We start from the raw sequence: 20,468 nt of genomic DNA on the forward strand, positions 1-20,468 counted from the left end.
TCAGACGGGCCAAGTCCTGGGCCGCACCGGACGTTGAGAGGGGATACGACATGCGCGTTCTGATCGTCGAGGACGAGCCGAACCTGGGCCAGCAGCTCAAGAACACGCTGGAGGGCGCTGGCTATGCGATCGACCTCGCCACCGATGGCGAGGAAGGACTGTTCCTCGGCCAGACCGAGAATTACGACGCGATCGTTCTCGACCTGGGCCTGCCCGAGATCGACGGGCTGACGGTGCTCGACCGCTGGCGCAAGGAGGGCAAGACGATGCCCGTGCTGGTGCTCACCGCGCGCGACAGCTGGTCGGACAAGGTCGCCGGGCTCGACGCGGGCGCCGACGATTACGTCGCCAAGCCGTTCCAGACCGAGGAACTGATCGCCCGCCTGCGCGCGCTGATCCGCCGCGCCTCGGGCAATGCGTCGTCGGAGCTCAACGCCGGCGACATCCGCCTGGACACCCGCAGCGGCAAGGTGACACGCGCGGGCGAGCCGGTGAAGCTGACCGCGCAGGAATACAAGTTGCTCAGCTACCTGCTCCACCACAAGGGCAAGGTGGTCAGCCGCACCGAGCTGATCGAGCACATCTACGACCAGGATTTCGACCGGGATTCGAATACCATCGAGGTGTTCGTGACGCGAATTCGCAAGAAACTGGGGCAGGACGTGATCACGACGATCCGGGGCCTGGGGTATTCGCTGGAAGAGCCTGGGGCTTAATCCCGGTCCGATGATCACCGGCACCCTTCCGTTCGCCCTGAGCGAAGTCGAAGGGCATGCCCCGGGCTCAGGTGCTTCGACTGCGCTCAGCACGAACGGGGTGAGAGAAATCGTGGCCGCCCAAACCCCCGTTCGCCCTGAGCGCAGTCGAAGGGCATGCCCCAGGCCAAGGTGCTTCGACTGCGCTCGGCACGAACGGTGGAGGGGTTGATGGCCGAACCCCCCCTCGTCCGCACCACCGGCTCGCTCTCCCGCCGCATGATCCTGATCGCCGCCGCATGGATCATCGTCCTGCTCGCCGGCGGCGGGTTCGCGCTCGACCGTGTCCTCACCACCGCGATCACCCAGAATTTCGACGACCAGCTCGAATACGTCCTGCGCTCGCTGCTCAATTCGGCCGAGATCGGTCCGGACGGCGAGGTGATCTTCAACCGCGAACCCGCCGACCAGCGCTTCATCGAACCCTATTCGGGGCTCTACTGGCAGGTGTCGGCGAAGGGTCGCGACGCGTTCCCGTCGCGCTCGCTGTGGGACCGCCAGCTCCCCTATGGCGGCAAGCACGACGACCGGGTCGTCCACACCTACGATACCATCCAGTTCGGCGACGAGCGGCTGCGCATCGTCGAGCGCGACGTCGTGCTGCCCAAGTCGCCGGTGCGCTGGCGCTTCCAGGTCGCGCAGACCCGCGACGGGCTGGACGAACAGATCACCACGCTGCGGCGAACGCTGGTGCGCAGCTTCGCACTCCTGGGTGTCGGGCTGATCGCGCTGGCGGCACTGCAGACGCTCTACGGTCTGTGGCCGCTGCGCCGGGTGCGCGCCGAGATCGCGCGGATGCGCGCCGGCAAGTCGAACCGCGTCGACAGCGCGATGCCCGACGAGGTCGCGCCGATGGTCGAGGAGCTGAACGCGCTGATCGCGCACAACGAGCGGCAGGCCGAGGAAGCGCGCCGTCATGCGGGCAACCTCGCGCATGCGCTGAAGACCCCGCTCACCGTCATCATGAACGCCGCGACCGCTGAGGCGGACGACCTGTCGGAAACGGTGGTGCGCGAAGCACGGACGATGCGCCGCCAGGTCGATCACCACCTCGCCCGCGCCCGGGCGGTCGGCCGCCGCGGCTCCGCGCACAGCCGTGCAGAGGTCTGGCCTAGCCTCGAATCGGTCGAGCGCGCGGTCGGCCGCCTCTACCGCCACGTCCGCATCGACATCACCGGGCCGAAGACGTTGCAGGTCCATGTCGAGCGCCAGGACCTCGACGAGATGCTCGGCAATCTGATCGAGAACGCCGCCAAATACGGCGGCGGCAGCGTGTTCGTGACGGTCGGCGCGCAAGCCGGGTTCGTCGAGTTCCTGGTCGAGGACGACGGCGCCGGCATTCCCGAAGAGGAACGCGTCCGCATCTTCGACCGCGGCGTCCGGCTCGACACCGGCAAGCCCGGCACCGGCCTCGGCCTCGCCATCGTTCGCGACGTCGCCGAAATCTACGAAGGCACCGTCGCTCTGGAGGAGAGCGAAGACCTCGGTGGATTGCTCGTCCGCTTGCGGCTACCGGCTGCGGGCTGATACGACCTGCCTGACATAGGTTGCTGCGCGATGCGGTGCCGCCTGGCTACACGGATCGTTCATCGCCGGAGCCATCATGCCCCATTACTTCTTCCACACTGCGAACGGCGAGCGGCACCGCGATCGGTCCGGCGTCGACCTGCCGGATGATGCCGCCGCTCGCGTAGAGGCGATCCGCTTCACTGGCGCGGTCATGACCGACGAACCCGATGTGCTGTGGGACGGCCGCGATTTCCGGGTTGAGGTGACCGATGCCGAGCAGCGCCCGCTGTTCACCATCATCACCCTCGCCGTCGACGCGCCGCGGTTCGCGAGCGAATGACCGGTCCGGGCCAAGGTCAACAAATGTTAGCCTATTCTGCGTTGGCCTGTGTTAATGAACCAAATCGCCGCTCGGCTAAGCTAGGGTTTCGGCGACTGAGAGATGCGTGTGCTCCCGCCCCGATTGGAGTAGCCGCATGTTCAAAGACACGCCCATGTCGCTGATGGTCCGCAAGCTGGAATCGCGCGGGCCGCTGGACGACGCCGATCGCGCCGCGATCGTCGCGTTGCCGCACCTGCGCCGGACGTACGAGCCATCGAGTTATCTGGTGCGCGAGGGCGAGCCCGCGCGCAAGTTTTGCAGCTTTATCGAGAGCGGACTGGCATACCGGCAGAAGCTGACCGCCAACGGTGCGCGGCAGATCGTGTCGATCCAGATGACCGGCGACTTCATCGATTTCCAGCATCTGTTCCTGCGCCGCGCCGACCACAACGTCCAGGCGCTGACCCGGATCGAGACGATCGATATCGAGCGAGAGGCGTTGCAGGCGCTGTCGAGCGAGCGGCCCGCGGTGGGACGGGCGATGTGGATCGATGCGCTGATCGACGCGTCGGTGTTCCGCGAATGGGTGGTCAATGTCGGCCGCCGCGACGCGCGTACCCGGATCGCGCATCTGTTGTGCGAGGTCGCGGTGCGGATGCGCGCGGCCGGCCTGGCGAGCGACGGCGGGTTCGAGCTGCCGATGACGCAGGAACAGGTCGGCGATGCGACCGGACTGACCTCGGTCCATGTCAACCGCACGTTGAAGTCGCTGGCAGAGGATGGGATCATTACGCGCCACGGGCGCTACATCGGCTTTGCCGATTGGAACCGCATCCGTCAGGCGGCCGATTTCAGCGATCTGTACCTCCACCTGGACCAGACCGCGCCGATTGTCTGATTTAGGTTGGAGCACAGCGCATTGACATGTATTGTGCGAACATTGCCGGAATGGATCATGGCGGTCCCGGCGACTGAGAGAGCGATGCTCCCCGCCCCGAAGCGAGGACGTCGTGTGACCCGGTTCTTTTTCCACCTGCGTGACGGCAACGACCAGGTGCTGCTCGATCCCGAGGGCGTCGAGCTTGCCGATATGGAGGCGATGAAGCGGTGTGCGATGCAGGCCGCCCGCGGGGTGATGGCCGGCGATCTGAGCAATGGGGTGCTCGACCTGCGTTACCGCATAGACGTCGAGAATGCGGCGCACGAGATGATCTATACGCTGGCGTTCCGCCACGCGGTCAGCGTCATCGACGCATAAGGATCAGCGGCGCGGGATCGCCATCGACAGGATCGGACGGTTTGCCCCGACTCTTCGTTCATCGTCGCATAGCGCGACGCCATGTTCAGATGGATGTCGCGGATCGCCTTCGACGTCGCGCGCGCCGCAAGCGCCAACGCCTGCTCCGCGCGCCGTTCGTAATAGCTGGCTTCGTTGTCGTTGTTCATCAGCCTTCTCCTGCCGAGCGACTCTTTCTGGGGAGACACTGTTACGCCCCTGATATGTGCTTGCCCGGAGCAAACGGCGCTCTAAACCAGGTTAAAAGCTGATTTGTTCAAGTATGTTATTGGCCTTTGCTGAGATTACGCTGCCGCGGCGACGTCCTGCATGGCGTCGGCAGCGATGGCGATGCTGCGCTTGCGCGCGTCGTGATCGTAGATCGAGCTGGTGATCATCACCTCGTCCACCCGCGTCCGCGCGATAAAGGCGGCAAGCTCGCCCGCGACCTTGGCGGGCCCGCCGACCGCGGAGCACGACAGCACATGGTCGAGGATCGCGGCACCTTGTGCACCCAGCGACTGGCGGTATCCCGCGACCGGCGGCGGCAGCTGACGCGGGTTGCCGGTGCGCAGGGCCACGAACGCCTGCTGCTGCGACGATGCGAGCAGCTCGGCCTCCGCATCGGTCTCCGCGGCAAAGACGTTGAACCCGGCCATAGCATAGGGCCGCGCGAGTCGGGCCGATGGGCGAAAATCGCGACGATACACCGTCAGCGCCTGATCGAGCGCGTCGGGCGCGAAGTGCGAGGCGAAGGCGTAAGGCAGGCCGAAAGCGGCGGCGAGCTGCGCGCCGAACAGGCTCGATCCCAGGATCCACATCTGCGGGTCCGCCCCCGCGCCGGGGGTCGCGACGATGCCCGTCTGCCCGTCGTTGGCGAAATAGCTTTGCAGCTCGAGCACGTCCTGCGGAAAGGCGTTGGCGTCGGTCTCCAGCGTCCGCCGCATCGCCCGCGCGACCCGCTGGTCGGACCCCGGTGCGCGGCCGAGCCCCAGGTCGATCCGCCCGGGAAACAGCGCGTCGAGCGTCCCGAACTGCTCCGCGATTGTCAGCGGCGCATGGTTGGGCAGCATGATGCCGCCCGCGCCGACCCGGATCGTTCTGGTCGCGGCCGCGACATGCGCGATGACCACCGCGGTCGCAGCGCTCGCGATCCCCGTCATGCCGTGATGCTCGGCGACCCAGTACCGCTGATAGCCACAGCTTTCCGCATGTCGCGCCAGATCGGCGGCATTGGCGAGCGCCCCGGCGACAGTGCCGCCTTCGACGACGGGGACGAGATCGAGCAGGGCGTAGTTGGTCATGGCAAGGAGATAGGAACGCGATCCTTTCGGTGCCATGCCCGTCGCCGACCTTGAGCCACCGCAGGGATCAGGCGCGCGTCCAGTTCTTCGACTTTCCGTCGTACCAGGTCATCGTGTATTTGTTGTTGCCCGCGCCGCTGCCGCCCGCGTGCGATCCCAACCCCCAGACCGTCATCTTGCCGCCCTTCCAGCTGTACCAGACGGTGCAGTTGTTCGCCTTCTGCGTGTCGTGCAGGCAGGATATGCCGTGGACCATTTCCTCGCCCCCCGAACTTGCGCCCCAGGACTCGATCGCCTCGATCCGGCGCTTGTACGGGTCGGATGGCGTGTCGTTGGCGGCGAGCGCGGCGAAGCCCGCGTTGGGCGTCGTGGACCCGCCAGGGCAAGCCAGCAGCGACGCGAAGGTCCGCGTGCCCGACGCCGGCGGTGGGTAGTCGGCGCGGCGATGCGTCGACTCGCATTTGCCGCCCTTCAGCGCGACATTCATGCACAGGACTCCGTCATCCCAATATTGGCTGCACGTCTGCATAATGATTCTCCCCCCGATTTCAGACCGTTGTTCCGAACGCAGCACAATAGACTTCCGTCGGCGTCCCCAAACGCCGACCGGCGACCCAAGAACATGGTATCCCCGAGTATCGCAACTGCCAAGAGCCGGAATGCGGAACCCGGACGTTGTCGCCGGCATCGGGCTCAAGCGCCCGCCCGTACTTGCCCACCCAGGTGGGCTATCCTACAGCCGCCGCCATGCGCGCCGAACTCCGTTCCATCGACACCTGGATCTTCGATCTCGACAATACGCTTTATCCAGCGCGCGCCGATCTGTTCGGGCGGGTCGACTGGCGGATCACCGATTACGTCGCGCGATTGCTGGGGCTCGACCGGGTCGAGGCGCGGCGGCTGCAAAAGGCGTGGTTCATGGATCACGGCACGACGCTGGCCGGGCTGATGGCCGAGCACGCCGTCGATCCGCACGATTTCCTCGCCTACGTCCACGATATCGAGATGGACGTGCTGGAGCACGACGCGCCGCTCGCCGCCGCGATCGCGCGGCTGCCGGGGCGCAAGCTGGTCTTCACCAACGGCGACAAGCCCTATGCCTTGAAGGTCCTCGACCGGCTGGGGCTCGGCGACGCATTCGAGGCCGTCCACGATCTCCACGCGATGAACCTGGTGCCCAAGCCGAACGCCAGCGCCTATCGCGGGCTGTGCGACGCCTACGCCATCGAGCCCACCGCCGCGCTGTTCGTCGAGGACATGGCGCGCAATCTCGCCCCCGCCAAGGCGATCGGCATGACCACGGTGTGGATCGACAACGGCTCCGAACAGGCCGCGGACGCCGATCGCAGCTATATTGACTACACCGTCGCCGATCTCGCGGGCTGGCTGAACACCATCATGGAGGATGCATGACCGATCTCGCGGCAACGATCGACGCGGCATGGGAAGACCGGGCCGACCTGGGCTTCGACACCGCTGGCGAGACGCGCGATGCGGTTGACCGGGCGCTGGCGCTGCTCGATTCGGGGAAGGCGCGGGTCGCCGAGCCAGACGGGGAAGGCTGGCGGGTCAACCAGTGGCTGAAGAAAGCGGTGCTGCTGTCGTTCCGGCTGAACGATAACCAGATCATGCCCGGCGGCTTCGACAAGGTGCCGAGCAAATTCGCTAACTGGAGCGAAACCGAGTTCCGCGCCGCCGGTTTCCGCGCCGTCCCCGGATCGGTCGTCCGCCGCGGCGCGTTCGTCGGCAGGGGCGCGATCCTGATGCCGAGCTTCGTCAACATCGGCGCCTATGTCGGTGAAGGAACGATGGTCGACACCTGGGCGACCGTCGGCTCCTGCGCGCAGATCGGCCGCAACGTGCATCTCTCGGGCGGGGCGGGCATCGGCGGGGTGCTCGAACCGCTCCAGGCCGATCCCGTCATCATCGGCGACGGCGCGTTCATCGGCGCACGTTCCGAAGTCGCGGAAGGGGTGCGCGTCGGCGAAGGCGCGGTGCTGTCGATGGGGGTGTATCTCGGCGCGTCGACCAAGATCATCGACCGCGCCACCGGCGAGGTGTTCAAGGGAGAGGTGCCGCCGTATTCGGTTGTCGTGCCCGGCACGACCGGCGGCAACCCCGCGCTCTATTGCGCGGTGATCGTCAAGCGCGTCGACGCGCAGACGCGGAGCAAGACCAGCATCAACGACTTGCTCCGCGACTGACGCGTCACGCCGCCTTCGCCAGCTCCACGGCGTCGGTCGTCACGGGGCGAGCCGCGTCGAGGTGCGTGATCTCGGCGGTGGCCGCAGAGGTCTTCGCATCGGGGCACAGCAACCGCGTGGCGAGCACCACCAGACCCAGCGCGAGATAGCCGCCGAACATCGCCAGCGGGTTCCACAGGATGCCGACACTCAGCGCGATGCGCAGGTACAGCGGGTTGAAGCCGAAATCCTCCCCCAGTGCGGCGCAGATGCCGAACAGATTGTCTTTCTTGGCGATCGGGGCGGGCTGCTGATCGTGCATCGGTCGAACTCCGTTTCGGCAGGTTGGCGCATCGTGCGCCGCCATGCCCCATGCTAAGCACGAGCCGTGCCAAACCGATTAGGCGAGCATTCCCAACAGCTTGGCCGGTCGCGGCGATCGGGCGCACGACGATCCATGCGGACCTGGCGCCACATGTCGGCATTCCGCACCACCCCCACAACGCCGCTCCGCGCATCTCGACATACCGCCGCGCACTGCCTATCCCGCCGCCAGACCAGATAAGGGGACTTCCATGACCGCCGCCGCCAGCCAGGTACTCGACCGCGTCCTCGTGCTGGAGATGGTGCGCGTCACCGAAGCCGCCGCCATCGCCGCCTCGACCCTGGTCGGGCGCGGCGACGAAAAGGCCGCCGACGCCGCCGCGGTGGAGGCGATGCGCGCCGCGCTCAACACGCTCGACATGGACGGCACCGTCGTGATCGGCGAGGGCGAGCGCGACGAGGCGCCGATGCTGTTCATTGGCGAGAAGGTGGGCACCGGCAACGGCCCCAAGATCGACATCGCGCTCGATCCGCTGGAGGGCACGACGATCTGCGCGACCGCGGGGCCGAACAGCCTCGCCGTGCTGGCGATCGCGGAGGAAGGCGGGCTGCTCAACGCCCCCGACGTCTACATGGACAAGATCGCGGTCGGCCCCGGCTATCCCGACGGGATTATCGACCTCGACCGCTCGCCAACCGAAAACGTCACCGCGCTAGCGCAAGCCAAGGGCGTCACCCCGCGCGACATCATCGCCTGCGTGCTCGACCGCCCGCGGCATGAGGCGCTGATCGCCGAGCTGCGCGCGCTCGGCTGCGGCATCATGCTGATCGGCGATGGCGATGTCGCGGGGGTGATCGCGACGACCAATCCCGACACCACGGTGGACATCTACATGGGATCGGGCGGCGCGCCGGAGGGCGTGCTGGCGGCGGCGGCGCTGCGCTGCGTCGGCGGGCAGTTCAAGGGCAGGCTGCTGTTCCGCAACGACGACGAGCGCGGACGCGCGGCGAAATGGGGCGTGACCGATCTCGACAAGCAATATGACCTGACCGAGCTCGCCAAGGGCGACTGCATCTTCGCTGCGACCGGGGTCACCGACGGATCGCTGCTCGCGGGCGTCAAGCGCAAGGGCGGCACCATGACCACCGAGAGCGTCGTCATGCGCGCGTCGTCGGGCACGGTGCGCTGGGTCAAGGGCGAGCACCGCATCGGCTGACCGGCGTGCTCGCGGGCGCGCTGCTGGCCGCGTCGCTGGCGATCGTCGGCTACGGCTGGTGGACGGGCAAGGGGTTCGCAGGCCGGATCGCCGCCCTAGCGGGGCCGACGTCGCGCGCGCGGATGATCGTGGCGTGGGCGGCGGGAACCTGGGTGACCTATGGTCTGTCCAGCCTCCTCGCACTGATCCTGCTCGGGCAAATCGACGCGGTCGCGACGATGCCGCCCGATCTGCAAATCGTCGCCTGGCGCTTCGGCCTGTCGGGCGGGAGCGACGCCGGCATGCTGCTGTGGCTAGGCGCGTGCCTCGCCGCAGGGGTCGTGGCGGGGGTGGCCGTCCTCGCGCTTCGAAACAGGCTCGGCAAGCGCCCGATCGGCCTTGCCTACCGCTCGCCCGCCGCGGCGCGCGTCGCCGGGGAACGCCTGCCTGCCGCCCTGCTGGCGTTGTCGGCGGGGGTATCGGAGGGGTTGTTCTTCCGTCTTCTTCTCCCGCTGCTGGTCGCGCTGGTCTTCGGCTCGGCGGCGCTGGGCTACGCGGTGTCGCTGGTAGCTTTCGCGGCGCTACACGGGCATCAGGGCCGGGTAGGCATGATCGCGGTAACGCTCGTTGGCGCGTGGCTGACGTACCTGTACCTGCTGACCGGCGCGCTGTGGGTGGTAGTGCTGCTTCACGTGCTTATCGACCTCCACGCGCTGGTCCTGCGACCTCGGTTGGCACCCGCCACCTGAACCAATCCTTCCGTCACCCCGGACTTGTTCCGGGGTCCAGCGTGCCGCACTGGAAATCCTCAACGCTCAAACCGCATCGCCAGCCGCCTGCTGGACCCCGGAACAAGTCGGCAATTATCCCCTTGCGACATGTAAGGCGTTGTGGCATACAATCCATATGCGCAGCAAAGCCCCCACCCTTCGCCAGTTTCAGGACCGTTTCCCGACCGAGGATGCGTGCCTGGATCACCTGTTTCAGGTTCGGTACGGCGCGGACTTCACGTGCCCCGGATGCGACCGCCCGGCGCGCTACAGCCGCGTTGCGGGCCGCCGCTCCTACCAGTGTCAGTGGTGCGCCAATCAGGTCTACCCGACCGCTGGCACGCCGTTTGACCGCACCCGCACGCCGTTGCGCGACTGGTTCTTTGTCATGTTCCAGTTTTGCACGTCGCGGAACGGGGTTGCCGCGAAGGAAGTCGAGCGCCAGCTTGGCGTGACCTACAAAACGGCGTGGCGCATGTGCCACATGATCCGAGAGTATATGAGCGCGGTAGACGGCTTCGACATGCTTGGCGGTTCGGGCGCGCGACCGTTGAGATTGACGAGACGATCGTTGGCGGCTCGGTCAGCGGCAAAGGCTCGGGTTACATGGGGAACAAGGCGGTTGTCGTCGGCATGAAAGAGCGCGGGGGCAAGCTGGCGATGCGCGTTGTGGTGACCCGCACGCGAGGGCCGATGGAAGCGATGATCCACGCCAACATCCTTCCCGGCACGACGATCAGCAGCGACGAGTTCGGCTCCTACCGCTTCCTTGGTCAGCAGGGCTTCCGGCACATAGCGGTATCGCACAAGTCGGGCCGTCACGTTGGCGCTTATGGCGCGTCCACGAACGCCATTGAAGGCATTTGGGCGCAGCTTAAGCGTTCGATCAACGGCACGCATATTCATGTCAGTGCGAAGCATCTTCCGAAGTATCTTGGGGAGCATGAATATCGCCACAACATGCGGGACGTTCCTCACTTGATGCTTGATCGTCTGATGGTTTCTTTCCCCCGCTAACCGGAGGCGCCATTGCGCTTAGTAGCGCATCAAAGCAATCATTGGGCGTCAAAGTCATGTTGCTCCTTAATAGCCGCAAGACGGCTCGTTGCTCGTTTGGTTAAAATGAAACCCCGTATGAAATAGTAAATCATGGCAAGCGACGACAAAGCTCCAACCGCAATCCAAACTCCTTTGATTATCTGCGAAGCAGGCTCGCTAAACGAAAAACTCGAGACCGTTGTGACCAACAATCCTAGGCAAAAAGACGCAAGAGCTCGAGCTTGGGCCGCCTCTTTTTGAGGGTCGCCAATAAAATCTAATTCGTGGTCAGTAAGCCGATAATATGTCACCGTCCGATTACCGCCAATATTGACAGTCTTTCCTGTTCGGGACTTTTGCCCACCTGTTGAAGCCCTACCTCCAAGGGAAGTCGAAACTTGCGCTCCAGCCGCCGCTGCTGTTCCAATGCTGGAAGATGCTTGGGCTTGGGGCTTATTCGCCATCGGCAAAACCAGAATCGGCTAGCTGATCTACTGCGCGTTGCGCTATTTCTCTGATTATGTCGGCATAACCAACGGCTTCGGTAGCCGACATGATCAATGCCGTATGGTAAATAGCTTCTCCGCTTACCATTTCTCCAAAGTTCAGACGGATATTTGCACCCGATATCTGAAGAAAGACACGGTTTGTATAAAACGAGCGAAGGGAACGAACCGCAATCATGTCCTTGGGCGTGACGCCAGGACCGAGTTCGTATCCATCCTCTACAGCCTTTGCGATCTCGTCTTCGCCCATCCTGCATCTCCCGCACGTCCGAATCGCCAAACGCAATCCGACCCATTACAGACGACGTACCAAGTTTTGTGCTACATGTCCAAAGGGGATAAATGCCAACAAGTCCGGGGTGACGTAATAGAGTTTAGGTTGCGTGGCGGCTCGTCGGATTGACGTCGCGATCACCGCATGGTCCCCTGCCGCATCGCCGCAGGAGCAAGCCATGCCGTTCAAGTCGATTTTCGTCGCCCTCGCGCTGCTCGCCCCAGCCGTCCACGCACAAACCCCGCCATCCACCGCGACCCAATCCCCCTTCACCTTTGAAGAAACCATGCTCCCGATGCGCGACGGCACACGGCTCCAGACCGTGATCCTCCGCCCCCGCGACGCGAACGGCTCGCTCCCCGTCCTTCTCCAGCGCACGCCCTACGGCGTCCCCGACAGCGCGCCCGCCGCCATGCCCAAGAGCTGGGCGGCGCTGGCGAAAGACGGCTACATCTTCGTCTTCCAGTCGATGCGCGGGCGGTTCAAATCGGACGGCGTCTTCACCCTGTCGACAGCGGTTCACCCCGGCGACAAAAAGGCCATCGACGAGGCCACGGACGCCTACGACACCGTCGCATGGGCCGCCAAGTTGCGCGGCAGCAGCGGCAAGGTCGGGATGTGGGGCATCTCCTACCCCGGCTTCGCGGCCGCGGTCGCGCTGGTGGGGCCGCATCCCGCGCTGAAGGCGGTCAGCCCGCAGGCGGCATGGACCGATTACTGGACCGGCGACGACCTGCACCGGAACGGTGCGCTGCGCCTGAGCTACGCCACCGACTGGCTCTACATGCTCCAGCACGACAAGGCTGACGACGCGACCTTCGACTATGGCCAATACGATACCTACGACTGGTTCCTGCGCACCGGTTCGGTCGAGAACGTCGACAAGACCCGGTTCAAGGGCTCGATCCCGATGTTCACCGCGCTGCTCGACCACCCCAACCACGACGCCTTCTACACCCGCCAGCGCTGGGTCGATGCGCTCGGCCGCACGACGGTGCCGACGCTCAACGTCGCGGGCTATTGGGATCAGGAGGACCCGAGCGGGTCGTGGGCGGTCTACCGCAAGCAGGAGGCGAACGATCCGAACCACCTCAACGTCATCGTCGCGGGCCCGTGGAGCCACGGCTACTGGAGCCGCCCGGAAGCGGACAACCTCGGCCGCATTCCTTACGGCGTGCCAAGCGGACAGCAGTTCCTCGACGAGGTGCAGGCGCCGTTCTTCGCCTGGTGGCTGCACGGCAAGGGGGCGAAACCCGCGTATGAGGTCAAGAGCTTCCAGAGCGGATCGTGGGGCTGGAAGAGCTACGCGCAGTGGCCGCCCGCCGCCGCGAAGCCGACCAGCCTGTACCTTGGCGTCGACGGCACGCTGTCGTTCGACAAGCCGACGGGGCAGGGGTGCCGCGACTATGTCTCCGACCCGGCCAACCCGGTGCCGTTCCGCCCGCGCCCGATCAGCCCCACCTATCCGCGCCCCGAATGGCAATGGTGGGAGGCCGAGGATCAGCGCTTCGTCGAAGGCCGCCCCGACGTGCTGACATGGAAGACCGCGGTGCTGACCGAGGACGTGACCGTGACCGGCACGGTCGCCGCCGAGCTGATGGCCTCGACCAGCGGCACCGACAGCGATTTCGTCGTCAAGCTGATCGACGTCTTCCCCGACGATTACGAACCTGCGCCCGACCACCCTCAGAACGGCGACTACACCCGGTCGCTCAATGGCTACGAGCTGCCCGTGGCGATGGAGGTGAGGCGAGGGCGCTTCCTGACCAGCGACACCGCGCCGAGCGCACTGACGTCGGGCAAGATCACCGCCTGGACCATACCGATGCGCGACCACGACCACCTGTTCCGCAAGGGCCACCGGATCATGGTGCAGGTGCAGTCGACGTGGTTCCCGGTCATCGACCGCAACCCCCAGACCTTCGTCCCCAACATCGCGAGGGCGAAGGCAGGGGATTTCGTCAAGGCGACGCAGAAGGTGTGCGCGGGGTCGCGGCTGATGTTGCCCGTGGTGCGATAACCCGCGCGTACCCCAATTCCGTTCGCCCTGAGCGAAGTCGAAGGGCACGCTCGACCCAGGTGCTTCGACTGCGCTCAGCAAGAACGGCGAGACTCAGCTCTTCAGCCGCCACCCGGTCCGGAAAATCCACCCGATCCACACGCAGCACGCCAGCAGGAACAGCCCCGTCACCGCCAGGCTCACGCCTACCGCGACATCGCTCGTCCCGAAGAATGTCCAGCGAAAGCCGTTGATCAGATACACCACCGGGTTGAACAGGGTGATGGTCCGCCAAGGCTGGGGCAACACGTCGATCGAATAGAACGCGCCGCCCAGGAACGTCATCGGCGTGACGACGAGCAGCGGAATCACCTGCAATTGCTCGAACCCCTTCGCCCAGATGCCGATCGCGAAGCCGAACAGGCAGAAGGTCGCCGCGACCAGCACCAGGAACCCGATCATCGCGAACGGATGCGCGACGTGCAGCGGCGTGAACAGATGCGCGGTCGCGAAGATGACGAGGCCGATGATCACCGACTTGGTCGTCGCCGCGCCGACATAGCCGAGCACGGTCTCGATCGGCGACAGCGGCGCGGACAGCAGCTCGTACATCGTGCCGGTGAACTTGGGCATGTAGATACCCAGGCTCGCGTTCAGGATGCTTTCGGAAAAGATCGCGAGCAGCATCAGCCCGGGCACGATGAACGCGCCGTAGGGGACGTCCGACACGCTCCCCATCTTGGCGCCGATCGCGGAGCCGAAGACGACGAAATACAGTGAGGTGGTGATGACCGGTGTGGCAAGGCTGGTCCAGACGGTCCGCCCGAACCGCGCCATCTCGAACCGATAAATCGCCCAGATGCCGTGATGGTTCATGGGCAAGCCTTCGAGAACCCGTTCGTCGCCGGGCATAACCAACCCTTTGCGTCATACCTCAATTTCGTCACCCCGGACTTGTTCCGGGGTCCAGTTTGCCGCGGACGATTCCGCTTGAGCCTCCGACCGCACCGCCTGCCGAGCGCTGGACCCCGGAACAAGTCCGGGGTGACGGAAGATTGGCGGGTGGCGATGCCCACCAAACGAGCGAACAGCCGGTTCATCCCTTCGCCCCCACCAGGTCGACGAAGATATCCTCCAGGCTCGACTTCCGCGTCTCCAGGTCCTTGAATGCAACCCCCTCCGCCTCGACCGCACGCAGTAGCGCCGGCACCCCGGTATCCTCGGCGCGCGCGTCGAAGACGTAGCGCAAGGTATGCCCCTCGTCTTCCAGCGTCGGTTTCCATTCCGCCAGCGCGTCCGGCACCGCGTCCATCGGGGTCACCAGCGCCAGCTTCAGCTCGCGCTTGCCCAGCTTCTGCATCAGCGCGGCCTTTTCCTCGACCAGCAGCAATTTGCCGCCCGCGATCACCCCGACGCGGTCGGCCATCTCCTCGGCTTCCTCGATATAATGCGTCGTCAGGATGATCGTCGTGCCGCCCGCGCGCAACCGGTGGACCAGCTTCCACATGTCGCGGCGCAGGTTCACGTCAACCCCAGCGGTCGGCTCGTCGAGGAACAGGATATCGGGCTCGTGGCTAAGCGCCTTGGCGATCAGCACCCTGCGCTTCATGCCCCCCGACAGCTCCATGATCTTGGAGTGCCGCTTGTCCCACAGCGACAGGTCGCGCAGCACCTGTTCGATATAGCCGCTGTGCCCCGACCGCCCGAACAGCCGGCGGCTGAAGGTGACGGTCGCCAGCACGCTCTCGAATGCATCGGTCGACAGTTCCTGCGGCACCAGCCCGACCTTGCGCCGCGCTTGCTTGTAGTCGGTGAGCGCATCGTGACCGTCGACCGTGATCGTCCCCGACGACGGCGTGACGATCCCGCAGACGATCGAGATCAGCGTCGTCTTGCCCGCGCCGTTGGGCCCGAGCAGCGCGAAGATCTCGCCGCGATTGATCTGGAGGTCGACCGGCTCGAGCGCCTTGGTCCCATCGGCGTAGGTCTTGGAGACGCCCGCGATCGTGAGGATTGCGTCGGTCCCCATATTACTACGAACGCCTGGCCGCGGCGATCGCCGCCTCGATCTGCTCGATCGGCAGCGCACCCGCCAGCACCCGGTCACCGACCACCCAGCTCGGCGTCCCCGTCAGCCCGAGCGCGCCCGCGGTCTTCAGGTTGCGTGCGATCTCCGCATCGGCGCGGGCGTTGAACGCGGCGGCCTGCGCCAGGTCGACGCCCGCGCGCGCCGCGGCGGCGGCGATCGTCGCATCGCTCACCTGACCGCCTGCGTAGAGCGCATCGTGGAAGGCGGCGAACCTGCCCTGCGCCGCCGCCAGCAGCGACGCGCGCGCCGCCGCGCGGCTCGACGGCGCGAGGATCGGCAGCTCACGGTAGACGATGCGCAGCTTGGGATCGCGCTGCACCAATTGCTTGAGCAACGGCAGGCTCGCGCGACAATACCCGCAATTGTAATCGTAGAACTCGACCAACGTGACGTCGCCCTGCGGATTGCCGGTCCACGCAGCCCCGAACGGCCGCGTCAGGTCGCCCGCCGCAGCCACAGCCTTGCCCTGCTCGCGGTCCTGCAACCGTTGCATCGCCTCCGGAATCAGCTCAGGATGCGCCAGCACGTAGGCGCGCACGACCCGCTCGACCCGTGCGGTGTCGCCCGCGCCGAGCGGACCGGGCGAGGCGCGATCATACGCAACGACGCCGGCTGCGCCCAGAACGGCGCCGATCAGCGCGACCACAGCAAGCATCCAGGCCCTCACCGTTTCTTGTACTTCTTGGGGTTGTCCGCGATGTCGTTGCGCGCGGTCATCGCAATGTCCTGCGCGCGAATCCAGTCGACCGTGTTGGGCGGGATGTTGGCCAGTGCATAGGCCGCGCTCTGCGCCGCGGTGCGGCTGTCGCCGGTCATGCTCGCGCGCTCCGCGGTGGCCAGCGCCGCACGCGCGGTGTCGCCGCTCGCTTCGTAAGCAGTGCCGAGCTGGACCCAGGCGACCGGATTGTCGTCGTCGCGCGCCACCGCGACGCGCAGCACCTTGATCGCCTCGGCATAGTTCGCTTTGTCCTCGGTTGCGATCAGCGCATGGCCGAGCGTCGTCGCAATCAGCGGGTTCTGCCCGGAGTCGCGATTGGCGATCCGCAGCGGTGCCAGCGCCTCGCGCGGCTTGCCCGATTCCAGCAGGATTTGCCCCTCGACTTCCTGAAAATACGGATTTGCGGGCTCCGCCTTCACCAACGCACGCGCCTCGGCGTCGGCTTTGTCGGGGTAGCCCGCCTTGTGATAGGCATAGGCGCGCGCATAATGCGCGTAGAGCGACTGATCGCTGTCGGGATATTGCTGGAGCGTCATGTCCGTCGTCTGGACATAGCCCTTGAGCTTCGCCTTCACTCGCCGGAACCGTTCCTCCAGCGCCGGGTCGGACGGCTTGTTCCACGCCGGCGACGCGGTCAGCGTGTCGGTCAGGTTCGCGATTCGGTCCCCCGACACCGGGTGATCGAGCATGAAGCCGACCTTGCGCGTGATGCCGTAGCGATATTCGAGCTGCTGCAACTTCTTGAAGAAGCTGAGATAGCCTTTGCCGGTGATCCCCGCGGCGTTGAGGAACGACGCGCCCGCCGCATCCGCCGAGCTCTCCTGGGTCCGCGAGAAAGACAAATACGACCCCTGCGCCGCCTGCTGCCCCGCCGCCATGATCCCCGCGCCCGCCTCGCCGCTGCCCGCCGCGATCGCCGCCAGCCCCAGCACCATCGACAGCACCGTGATTCCCATCGGCGCCTTCATCATACGGTCGCCGAGCGGCACGTGGCCGCCGGTGATATGGCCGATCTCGTGCGCGACCACGCCCTGCACCTCGTTGATGGTGTCCGCCGCCTGGAGCGTCCCCGAATGGACGTACACCGTTTGCCCGCCCGCGACGAAGGCGTTCACCGAATCGTCGTTGATCAGCACGACGCGGACGTTGCGGGTGGAGAGCCCCGCGGCGGTGACGATCGGCGCCGCCATGTCCGCGAACAGCGCCTCGGTCTCGGCATCGCGCAGCACCGATTGCGCCGCCGCAGGCTGCGCCCACAGCAGCAGCGTGGCGGCGCCAAGGATCATGGGGGTGGCGAGAATACGCTTCATGGTGGCGGTATCGGCCCTGCGCTGCAATTCGACAACGGAAGATGAACGCCGCGCACGGGCCGCGCGCCGTGCGCGGGTTCTCCCACGCACGGCGCGCAACCGTTCAGGCGCCGAACGTTCGCTGCCACCAGCCCCCGCGCCGAGGCGCGCCTGCCTCGTCGGAGGATGCCGCGGTGTCCTCCGGCGCAGGTTCGGCATCGGGCTCGGGCTCCGCGGCGAGTGCCAGCGGCGAGACGATCGGACCGGCGTCGGCGGCGTTCGCTACCGGCTCTGCCCCGACATCGGTCCCGGCATCCGCATCGACGGGCTTGCGCCGCGTCCGCCGCCGCGGCTTGGCCGCGGGCTCCTCGGCAGCCACATCCTCCGCCGGCGCCTCGGCTGGAGCCGCGTCAGCGGGCTTGCGCCGCCCGCGCCGCGGCTTGGGCGCGGCGTCGGCTTCCGCTTCGGGAGCCGGTGCCGCGACCTCCTCCACCGTATCGGTCGCCGCCGTGGCCGCCCGCGCGCGGGGGCGGCGGCGCGTCTTGGGCGCTTCGTCCGCGACCGGCGCAGGTGCTTGCTCCGCGACCGGCTCTTCCGCGTCCGCGACCGGTTCGGGGATCGGCAGCTCGGGTTCGCTGCCGGGCTCGTCGCCCATCACGTCCCCAGTCACATCGGCGACCGCAACACCCTCGGCTTCGACCGGCGCTTCGAGCGCTCCCTCACCGCCCTCGCTGCGCCGTCCGCCACGACGCCCGCGACGTCCGCGCCGGCGCCGCGCGCCCTCGGCGGTCTCGACCGGCTGCTCGCCGGCAAAGTCGCCCGCCTCGTCCGTGGCGCTGTCTTCTGCCGCGTCGACATCGCCCGGCTCGTCGCTTTCGTCGTCGCCACCCGCCTCGGACACGGTCTCCTCGGGCGCATCGCCTTCCTCGCGACGCTTGCCACGCCCACGGCGGCGGCGGCGGCGCTTGCGTCCGGCCTCGTCGCTCTCGGCGTCGTCGCGCGGCTGACGCGGCGCGCGCGCCTCGACCGCCTCGTCCTCGGCGAACTCCTCCCCGGCGTCGATCTCGTCGCCCTCGATCTCCTCGGGAATGTCGTCCTCGATCTCCTCGACCATCGGCGCGTCGAAGCGCGGCGCGTAGGCGGGCGGCGGGCCGCTCGCCTCCACCGACATCCGCGCGCCCTCTTCCTCGCGGTCGGGGAAGATCTCGACCGAGACGCCGTAGCGATCCTCGATCTCGGCGATGTCTGCGCGCTTGCGGTTGAGCACGTAGATCGCGGCTTCCTGGCTCGCGCGCAGGCAGATCAGCGATCCGCGCCCGCGCGCCGCCTCGTCCTCGATCAGCCTGAGCGCCGACAATCCGGCCGACGAAGCGGTGCGCACCAGCCCGGTGCCCTCGCAATGCGGGCACTGCCGCGTGGACGCTTCGAGCACGCCGGTGCGCAGCCGCTGGCGGCTCATCTCCATCAGCCCGAACGACGAAATCCGCCCGACCTGGATGCGCGCGCGATCGTCCTTCAGCGCTTCCTTCATCGCTTTCTCGACTTTGCGGACATTGCCGTTGTTGTCCATGTCGATGAAGTCGATGACGACCAGCCCCGCCATGTCGCGCAGCCGCAGCTGCCGCGCGATCTCCGCGGTCGCCTCAAGATTTGTCGCGGTCGCGGTCTGCTCGATGTTGTGCTCGCGGGTCGACCGGCCTGAGTTGATGTCGATCGACACCAAGGCTTCGGTCGGGTTGATGACCAGATAGCCGCCCGATTTCAGCTGCACGACCGGATTGTACATCGCGGCTAGCTGATCCTCGACATGCGCGCGCTGGAACAGCGGGATCGGATCGGAGTAATGCTTCACCTTGCGCGCATGGCTCGGCATCAGCAGGCGCATGAATTCCTTGGCCTGACGATACCCTTCCTCGCCTTCGACGATCACTTCCTCGACATCCTTGTTGTAGATGTCGCGGATCGCGCGCTTGATGAGATCGCTGTCGCCATAGACGACCGCGGGCGCGGCCGACTTCAGCGTCTCCTCGCGGATGCCGTCCCACAGCCGCGCCAGGTAATCGAAGTCGCGCTTGATCTCGACCTTGGTACGCTGAAGCCCCGCGGTGCGGACGATGCAGCCCATCGACGACGGCAGCGCCAGATCGGCCATGATCGTCTTCAGCCGCTTGCGGTCGCCCGCATTGCTGATCTTGCGCGAAATGCCGCCACCATGCGACGTGTTGGGCATCAGCACGCAGTAACGCCCGGCAAGGCTCAGATATGTGGTCAGCGCCGCGCCCTTGTTGCCGCGCTCCTCCTTGACGACCTGGACCAGCAGCACCTGACGGCGGCGGATCACATCCTGGATCTTGTAGCGGCGGCGCAGGTTCATCCGCCGCGTGCGCAGCGCCTCCACCTGGTCGTCGTTGACCGCGGTCTTGGGCGGCCGCGGTGCCTCGGCGTCGCCGCCGGCCTCGTCCTGGTCGTCGGCATGGCCGTCGCCGTGATCCCCGTGATCCTCGTCGAGATCATCGGCGTGATCCTCCTCGCCGTGATCGTCGTCCCCGTGCTCATCGTCGCCGTGCCCCTCATCGCCGTGCTCGTCGTCTTCGGCGTCCTGGCGTGCGCGCAGCTCGGCTTCCTCCGCGGCGTGCTCGGCTTCCTCGCGGAGCAGCGCGTCGCGATCCTCCTTGGGGATCTGGTAATAATCGGGGTGGATTTCGCTGAACGCCAGGAAACCGTGACGATTGCCGCCGTAGTCGATGAACGCCGCCTGCAGCGACGGTTCGACGCGGGTCACCTTGGCAAGATAGATATTGCCCTTGAGCTGCTTGCGCTCGGCGGATTCGAAATCGAATTCCTCGATTCTGTTACCCTTGACGACGGCGATCCGGGTCTCTTCCCGGTGGCGTGCGTCGATCAGCATACGCGTGG

General features: G+C 66.3%; 21 protein-coding genes and 1 pseudogene. 11 read left to right on the forward strand and 11 right to left on the reverse strand.

Features of this window, described 5'->3' with window-relative positions; translation table 11 throughout:
• Positions 1-50: 50 nt before the first annotated feature.
• The 5 genes from ACE5C1_RS01710 to ACE5C1_RS01730 all read left to right on the forward strand — a co-directional run bounded on the left by ACE5C1_RS01710 (position 51) and on the right by ACE5C1_RS01730 (position 3,844).
• Positions 51-716, forward strand: a complete 666-nt coding sequence (locus ACE5C1_RS01710; protein ID WP_374942333.1) for a response regulator transcription factor — start codon at positions 51-53, stop codon at positions 714-716.
• A gap of 210 nt (positions 717-926) precedes the next feature.
• Positions 927-2,282, forward strand: a complete 1,356-nt coding sequence (locus tag ACE5C1_RS01715) for an ATP-binding protein (RefSeq protein WP_374942334.1) — start codon at positions 927-929, stop codon at positions 2,280-2,282.
• Positions 2,283-2,358: 76 nt separating this feature from the next.
• Entirely contained in the window at positions 2,359-2,604 is a 246-nt protein-coding gene (locus ACE5C1_RS01720; RefSeq protein WP_374942335.1) for a hypothetical protein, read from the forward strand.
• A 136-nt stretch (positions 2,605-2,740) separates the two neighbouring features.
• Complete coding sequence (locus ACE5C1_RS01725) at positions 2,741-3,484, forward strand: Crp/Fnr family transcriptional regulator (protein ID WP_374942336.1); 744 nt, start codon at positions 2,741-2,743, stop codon at positions 3,482-3,484.
• A 114-nt stretch (positions 3,485-3,598) separates the two neighbouring features.
• Positions 3,599-3,844, forward strand: coding sequence for a hypothetical protein (locus ACE5C1_RS01730; protein WP_374942337.1), 246 nt, complete (start codon positions 3,599-3,601; stop codon positions 3,842-3,844).
• On the opposite strand, the gene ACE5C1_RS01735 is transcribed toward ACE5C1_RS01730, so the two are convergent.
• The 3 genes from ACE5C1_RS01735 to ACE5C1_RS01745 all read right to left on the reverse strand — a co-directional run bounded on the left by ACE5C1_RS01735 (position 3,799) and on the right by ACE5C1_RS01745 (position 5,653).
• A complete protein-coding gene (locus ACE5C1_RS01735; RefSeq protein ID WP_374942338.1) occupies positions 3,799-4,032 on the reverse strand; it encodes a hypothetical protein in 234 nt (77 codons plus the stop codon). The genes ACE5C1_RS01730 and ACE5C1_RS01735 overlap by 46 nt on opposite strands.
• A 135-nt stretch (positions 4,033-4,167) precedes the next feature.
• The gene (locus tag ACE5C1_RS01740; protein WP_374942339.1) at positions 4,168-5,166 is read right to left on the reverse strand and encodes an LLM class flavin-dependent oxidoreductase; all 999 of its coding nucleotides are present in this window, start codon (positions 5,164-5,166) and stop codon (positions 4,168-4,170) included.
• Between the two features lie 67 nt (positions 5,167-5,233).
• Positions 5,234-5,653 (reverse strand): hypothetical protein, encoded by a 420-nt coding sequence (locus ACE5C1_RS01745; RefSeq protein WP_374942340.1) that lies wholly within the window; start codon positions 5,651-5,653, stop codon positions 5,234-5,236.
• 260 nt (positions 5,654-5,913) lie between these two features.
• On the opposite strand from ACE5C1_RS01745, the gene ACE5C1_RS01750 reads away from it, so the two are divergent.
• Together ACE5C1_RS01750 and dapD are read left to right on the forward strand one after the other, a co-directional pair.
• A complete protein-coding gene (locus ACE5C1_RS01750) occupies positions 5,914-6,579 on the forward strand; it encodes a pyrimidine 5'-nucleotidase (protein ID WP_374942341.1) in 666 nt (221 codons plus the stop codon).
• Positions 6,576-7,370, forward strand: a complete 795-nt coding sequence (dapD, locus tag ACE5C1_RS01755; RefSeq protein ID WP_374942342.1) for a 2,3,4,5-tetrahydropyridine-2,6-dicarboxylate N-succinyltransferase — start codon at positions 6,576-6,578, stop codon at positions 7,368-7,370. Before ACE5C1_RS01750 ends, dapD begins: the two co-directional genes overlap by 4 nt.
• Positions 7,371-7,374: 4 nt before the next feature.
• On the opposite strand, the gene ACE5C1_RS01760 is transcribed toward dapD, so the two are convergent.
• Positions 7,375-7,671, reverse strand: coding sequence for a PspC domain-containing protein (locus ACE5C1_RS01760; RefSeq protein ID WP_374942343.1), 297 nt, complete (start codon positions 7,669-7,671; stop codon positions 7,375-7,377).
• Between the two features lie 253 nt (positions 7,672-7,924).
• On the opposite strand from ACE5C1_RS01760, the gene glpX reads away from it, so the two are divergent.
• The 3 genes and pseudogenes from glpX to ACE5C1_RS01775 all read left to right on the forward strand — a co-directional run bounded on the left by glpX (position 7,925) and on the right by ACE5C1_RS01775 (position 10,656).
• A complete protein-coding gene (gene glpX / locus ACE5C1_RS01765) occupies positions 7,925-8,890 on the forward strand; it encodes a class II fructose-bisphosphatase (RefSeq protein WP_374942344.1) in 966 nt (321 codons plus the stop codon).
• A 5-nt stretch (positions 8,891-8,895) separates the two neighbouring features.
• Positions 8,896-9,618, forward strand: a complete 723-nt coding sequence (locus ACE5C1_RS01770; protein ID WP_374942345.1) for a type II CAAX prenyl endopeptidase Rce1 family protein — start codon at positions 8,896-8,898, stop codon at positions 9,616-9,618.
• A gap of 157 nt (positions 9,619-9,775) precedes the next feature.
• Positions 9,776-10,656: pseudogene (locus ACE5C1_RS01775) on the forward strand (IS1595 family transposase).
• A 38-nt stretch (positions 10,657-10,694) separates the two neighbouring features.
• Here ACE5C1_RS01775 and ACE5C1_RS01780 read toward each other — a convergent pair.
• Both ACE5C1_RS01780 and ACE5C1_RS01785 read right to left on the reverse strand, forming a co-directional pair.
• Positions 10,695-11,141 (reverse strand): hypothetical protein, encoded by a 447-nt coding sequence (locus tag ACE5C1_RS01780; RefSeq protein WP_374942346.1) that lies wholly within the window; start codon positions 11,139-11,141, stop codon positions 10,695-10,697.
• Positions 11,131-11,433, reverse strand: a complete 303-nt coding sequence (locus ACE5C1_RS01785) for a hypothetical protein (RefSeq protein ID WP_374942347.1) — start codon at positions 11,431-11,433, stop codon at positions 11,131-11,133. Before ACE5C1_RS01785 ends, ACE5C1_RS01780 begins: the two co-directional genes overlap by 11 nt.
• A 202-nt stretch (positions 11,434-11,635) precedes the next feature.
• Between ACE5C1_RS01785 and ACE5C1_RS01790 the strand changes: the two genes are divergently transcribed.
• On the forward strand, positions 11,636-13,477 hold the full coding sequence (locus tag ACE5C1_RS01790) for a CocE/NonD family hydrolase (protein WP_374942348.1): 1,842 nt from the start codon (positions 11,636-11,638) through the stop codon (positions 13,475-13,477).
• A 93-nt stretch (positions 13,478-13,570) separates the two neighbouring features.
• Here the strand turns inward: ACE5C1_RS01790 and ACE5C1_RS01795 are convergent, their stop codons facing one another.
• From ACE5C1_RS01795 to ACE5C1_RS01815, 5 genes are all read right to left on the reverse strand, one after another.
• A complete protein-coding gene (locus ACE5C1_RS01795; RefSeq protein ID WP_374942349.1) occupies positions 13,571-14,332 on the reverse strand; it encodes an ABC transporter permease in 762 nt (253 codons plus the stop codon).
• A 220-nt stretch (positions 14,333-14,552) separates the two neighbouring features.
• Positions 14,553-15,485, reverse strand: coding sequence for an ATP-binding cassette domain-containing protein (locus ACE5C1_RS01800; RefSeq protein WP_374942350.1), 933 nt, complete (start codon positions 15,483-15,485; stop codon positions 14,553-14,555).
• 4 nt (positions 15,486-15,489) lie between these two features.
• Positions 15,490-16,200, reverse strand: a complete 711-nt coding sequence (locus tag ACE5C1_RS01805; protein WP_374942351.1) for a DsbA family protein — start codon at positions 16,198-16,200, stop codon at positions 15,490-15,492.
• Positions 16,201-16,208: 8 nt separating this feature from the next.
• Positions 16,209-17,573, reverse strand: coding sequence for a M48 family metalloprotease (locus tag ACE5C1_RS01810; protein ID WP_374942352.1), 1,365 nt, complete (start codon positions 17,571-17,573; stop codon positions 16,209-16,211).
• A 103-nt stretch (positions 17,574-17,676) separates the two neighbouring features.
• Positions 17,677-20,460 carry an Rne/Rng family ribonuclease gene (locus ACE5C1_RS01815; RefSeq protein ID WP_374942376.1) on the reverse strand — a complete coding sequence of 928 codons (2,784 nt, stop codon included), beginning with the start codon at positions 20,458-20,460 and terminating at the stop codon, positions 17,677-17,679.
• Positions 20,461-20,468 lie beyond the last annotated feature (8 nt).

The sequence above is a fragment of the Sphingomonas sp. genome (assembly GCF_964263785.1).
In the GTDB taxonomy this organism is placed as follows: Bacteria; Pseudomonadota; Alphaproteobacteria; order Sphingomonadales; family Sphingomonadaceae; genus Sphingomonas.

Coding starts and splice junctions, on each gene's coding strand:
- ACE5C1_RS01800 (WP_374942350.1), bottom strand. CDS start 15,485: ATGGGGACCGACGCAATCCTCACGATCGCGGGCGTCTCCAAGACCTAC.
- ACE5C1_RS01750 (WP_374942341.1), top strand. CDS start 5,914: ATGCGCGCCGAACTCCGTTCCATCGACACCTGGATCTTCGATCTCGAC.
- ACE5C1_RS01745 (WP_374942340.1), bottom strand. CDS start 5,653: ATGAATGTCGCGCTGAAGGGCGGCAAATGCGAGTCGACGCATCGCCGC.
- ACE5C1_RS01780 (WP_374942346.1), bottom strand. CDS start 11,141: ATGGCGAATAAGCCCCAAGCCCAAGCATCTTCCAGCATTGGAACAGCA.
- ACE5C1_RS01710 (WP_374942333.1), top strand. CDS start 51: ATGCGCGTTCTGATCGTCGAGGACGAGCCGAACCTGGGCCAGCAGCTC.
- dapD (WP_374942342.1), top strand. CDS start 6,576: ATGACCGATCTCGCGGCAACGATCGACGCGGCATGGGAAGACCGGGCC.
- ACE5C1_RS01720 (WP_374942335.1), top strand. CDS start 2,359: ATGCCCCATTACTTCTTCCACACTGCGAACGGCGAGCGGCACCGCGAT.
- ACE5C1_RS01760 (WP_374942343.1), bottom strand. CDS start 7,671: ATGCACGATCAGCAGCCCGCCCCGATCGCCAAGAAAGACAATCTGTTC.
- ACE5C1_RS01795 (WP_374942349.1), bottom strand. CDS start 14,332: ATGAACCATCACGGCATCTGGGCGATTTATCGGTTCGAGATGGCGCGG.
- ACE5C1_RS01715 (WP_374942334.1), top strand. CDS start 927: ATGGCCGAACCCCCCCTCGTCCGCACCACCGGCTCGCTCTCCCGCCGC.
- ACE5C1_RS01805 (WP_374942351.1), bottom strand. CDS start 16,200: ATGCTTGCTGTGGTCGCGCTGATCGGCGCCGTTCTGGGCGCAGCCGGC.
- ACE5C1_RS01740 (WP_374942339.1), bottom strand. CDS start 5,166: ATGACCAACTACGCCCTGCTCGATCTCGTCCCCGTCGTCGAAGGCGGC.
- ACE5C1_RS01810 (WP_374942352.1), bottom strand. CDS start 17,573: ATGAAGCGTATTCTCGCCACCCCCATGATCCTTGGCGCCGCCACGCTG.
- ACE5C1_RS01815 (WP_374942376.1), bottom strand. CDS start 20,460: ATGCTGATCGACGCACGCCACCGGGAAGAGACCCGGATCGCCGTCGTC.
- ACE5C1_RS01790 (WP_374942348.1), top strand. CDS start 11,636: ATGCCGTTCAAGTCGATTTTCGTCGCCCTCGCGCTGCTCGCCCCAGCC.
- ACE5C1_RS01785 (WP_374942347.1), bottom strand. CDS start 11,433: ATGGGCGAAGACGAGATCGCAAAGGCTGTAGAGGATGGATACGAACTC.
- glpX (WP_374942344.1), top strand. CDS start 7,925: ATGACCGCCGCCGCCAGCCAGGTACTCGACCGCGTCCTCGTGCTGGAG.
- ACE5C1_RS01725 (WP_374942336.1), top strand. CDS start 2,741: ATGTTCAAAGACACGCCCATGTCGCTGATGGTCCGCAAGCTGGAATCG.
- ACE5C1_RS01735 (WP_374942338.1), bottom strand. CDS start 4,032: ATGAACAACGACAACGAAGCCAGCTATTACGAACGGCGCGCGGAGCAG.